The sequence below is a fragment of the Gemmatimonadaceae bacterium genome, from assembly GCA_035533755.1.
GTDB lineage: Bacteria > Gemmatimonadota > Gemmatimonadetes > Gemmatimonadales > Gemmatimonadaceae > JAGWRI01.
On sequence record DATLTC010000035.1, the window covers coordinates 1 to 2,785 of the forward strand.

A 2,785-nucleotide genomic window follows, 5' to 3' on the forward strand; every position below is an offset into this window, starting at 1 on the left:
CCGCCCCTCGCGCGCGTCCACCGCGCTCCACCGGGAGCCCGGCCGGAACGCGTTCAGGTACTGCTGCACGTACATCTCGCGCAGCGTGTCGGGCGAGTGGTTCACGTAGACGAGATCGGCCACGCCGTGCACCACCTGCCGGGGCTCGTCCAGCGTGGCGGTGATCGTGTAGTGCACGTGCTGCTGCCAGTAGCCGGTGGTGTCTCCCGACGGCGGCGTGGTGTTGGCCCCCTGCTGGAAGGCCAGGACGAACGCGAAGGCGGCGGCGATTGTCATGTATCTCTAATGATGGCGGTCTGGCGGAACCGGGCGGATGGCGTATTGTAGGCGGAGGAACAGCGGTCGTGCAGTGCGGTCGCCCTCCACCGTACCTCCCTAACCTCCGGCAGGCGAACGGTTCCCTGGGCTTCGAATGTATTCCACCTGCATCTTCTGCCACGCGGCGCTCGGCGCCAACGAGGCCATCGAGCACTTCCCGGTGGGCCGCCGGCTCGCGTTCGACGCCGCCCAGGGCCGCCTCTGGGTGATCTGCGGCAGCTGCGCCCGCTGGAACCTCTCGCCGCTCGACGAGCGGTGGGAAGCCATCGAGGACGCCGAGCGGGTGTTCCGCCGCACGCGCCTGCGCGTGACCACCGACAACATCGGCCTCGCGCGCCTGCCCGACGGCACGCAGCTCGTCCGCATCGGCCAGCCGCTGCGTCCCGAGTTCGCCGCCTGGCGCTACGGCACGCGCTTCGCCCACCGGCGGCTGAACACCGCCATCGTGGTCGGCTCCGCCGCGGCCGCCGCCGTGCTCACCGGCATCGTGGCCGGCCCGCTGCTCGCGCCCGCGCTCGCCGCCGGCGCCATCTCGATCGTCGCCGTGCCCGGCATCACGTCGGCCATGGGGGTCCCCCCCGTGGTGGCCGCGCTCGCCGCCCGGGACTACCTGCGGTACGACCGCGTGATCGCGCGGTTCAAGCGCGGCCGGCGGGTACTCACGGTGCGCGCGCGCCACGTGCGCGACGCCGAATTCCACATGGTGGGCGAGCACCCCACGCTCCGGCTCCCGCACGACGGCGGGTGGGCCTACTGCGACGGGGCCGAGGCGCTCCACATGGCCCGCGTGCTCCTCGTGGGCGCCAATCGCTTCGGCGCCTCCGCGGCCGGCGTGCACCGCGCCGTCTCGCGCATCGAGGCCGCCGGCGACGCATCCAGCTTTCTCCGCACCGCCTCGCGCGCGGTGGAATGGCGCGAGGGACGCGTGATGTCGGTGCTCAACGGCATGCGGCACCTCGGCGCCCTGCACCTCGCGCCCGTCGAGGCCCTGGCGCTCGAGATGGCCATGCACGAGGAGTCGGAGCGCCGCGCGCTCGAAGGCGAGCTGCGGCTCCTGGCCGACGCCTGGCGCGACGCCGAGGAGATCGCCGCGATCGCCGACGGGCTGCTCCCGCCGGCGGGCTTCGAACAGCTCCGCGCCCTGCGCCCTTCCGAAGGCTGACCGCCGGCCTCCGCTACCGCGGGTCCGGCAGCGCCGTCGCCGCCGAGATCTTGTCGTCGGCGCCCGCCTTCCATTCGCCGGCGTGCTTCACGTACATGTCCAGCCACGCCGTCCACCGCGCCCACTGGTCCAGATCGGACTCGCTCGTCGCCGGCCCGTGATCCTCGTAGGGATACATGTACAGCGCGGCCGTCTTGCCCAGCGCGCGCATCGCCTGCATCATGCGGATCGAACTGATCGGGTCGGTGCCCACGTTCTGATCTTCCAGGGAGTGGTACATCAGCACCGCGCCCTGGATCTTGTCGGCGTAGAAGAACGGCGACATCTCCTCGTACGTCTTCTGCGCCTCCCAGAAGCTCCGCCGCTCGTTCTGGAAGTCGTTCGGCGTGAGCGACCGGTTGTACATCCCGTCGCCGGCGATCCCCGCCTTGAAGAACGGCGTGTGCGCCAGCGCGTTCATCGTGCTGAACGCGCCGTAGCTGTGCCCGCCGATGCCCAGCCGCGCGCGGTCGATGTACCCGTCCCTGTCCAGCTGGTCGATCACCGCCGACAGATCCATCACCAGATCGGAGACGTAGTTGTCGTTCATCCGTCCGGCCGGCCCCACGATGGGCGGATCGAAGTCCGCCACCGCGTAGCCCTGCGTGGTCAGATACTCGATCGTGCGCGGCCCCTGCGCCGGAAACAGGTTGACGTTCTCCGACCGCAGCGTGTGGTCGTACTCGGCCTGGGTGGTGTACTCGTACGGATAGAACCAGAACATCCCGGGCAGCCGCGTGCCCGCCTTGTAGTCGGCGGGCAGCGTGAGGTTCACCACGAATTTGAACCCGTCGGCGCGCGTCACCTCGATCCGCTTGCGCACGGCGCTCGTGAACTCCGGCGCGTAGTCGGTGTTGGCGGTGAGCTTGACCAGCGGCCCGCCCGCGCGCGTCCACAGGTACGCGTCCTGCACCTGCGTGCGCGTCTCGCGCGTCACCACGGCGCGCGAGAAGTCGTCGTCCAGCGGCGCCACCACGGTCTCCCACGCGTCGGCCGGCCCTTCGAACACGCGCGTCCTGTCGCCGCCCGCGATCGGATACCGGTCCACGAACGCGCGCGGCGCCTGCTGCAGGTAGTCCCGGAAATACTGCACGCCCTGCAGATACACGCCGCCGTCCGGCGACACCATCGCCACGTCGCCGCCCAGCGTGCCGCGCTGCGTGAGCAGGGCGCCGGGATTGTTGTAGAACGCGGTGTCGCTGGGGCCGCCGCGGCCGCCCCCACCCCCGCCGAATCCGCGCCCGCGCCCGAGCGCCGCGAAGGTGG

The 2,785-nt window shown here is 71.2% G+C and carries 3 protein-coding genes; 1 reads left to right on the forward strand and 2 read right to left on the reverse strand.

Annotated features, from left to right (window positions below; translation table 11 throughout):
- Window positions 1–276, reverse strand: a 276-nt coding sequence (locus VNE60_05855) for a hypothetical protein (protein HVB31035.1), incomplete at its 3' end; no start/stop codon positions are given.
- 136 nt (window positions 277–412) lie between these two features.
- Between VNE60_05855 and VNE60_05860 the strand changes: the two genes are divergently transcribed.
- Window positions 413–1,480 carry a hypothetical protein gene (locus tag VNE60_05860; GenBank protein HVB31036.1) on the forward strand — a complete coding sequence of 356 codons (1,068 nt, stop codon included), beginning with the start codon at window positions 413–415 and terminating at the stop codon, window positions 1,478–1,480.
- A gap of 13 nt (window positions 1,481–1,493) precedes the next feature.
- Here the strand turns inward: VNE60_05860 and VNE60_05865 are convergent.
- Window positions 1,494–2,785, reverse strand: a 1,292-nt coding sequence (locus VNE60_05865) for a prolyl oligopeptidase family serine peptidase (protein ID HVB31037.1), incomplete at its 5' end; no start/stop codon positions are given.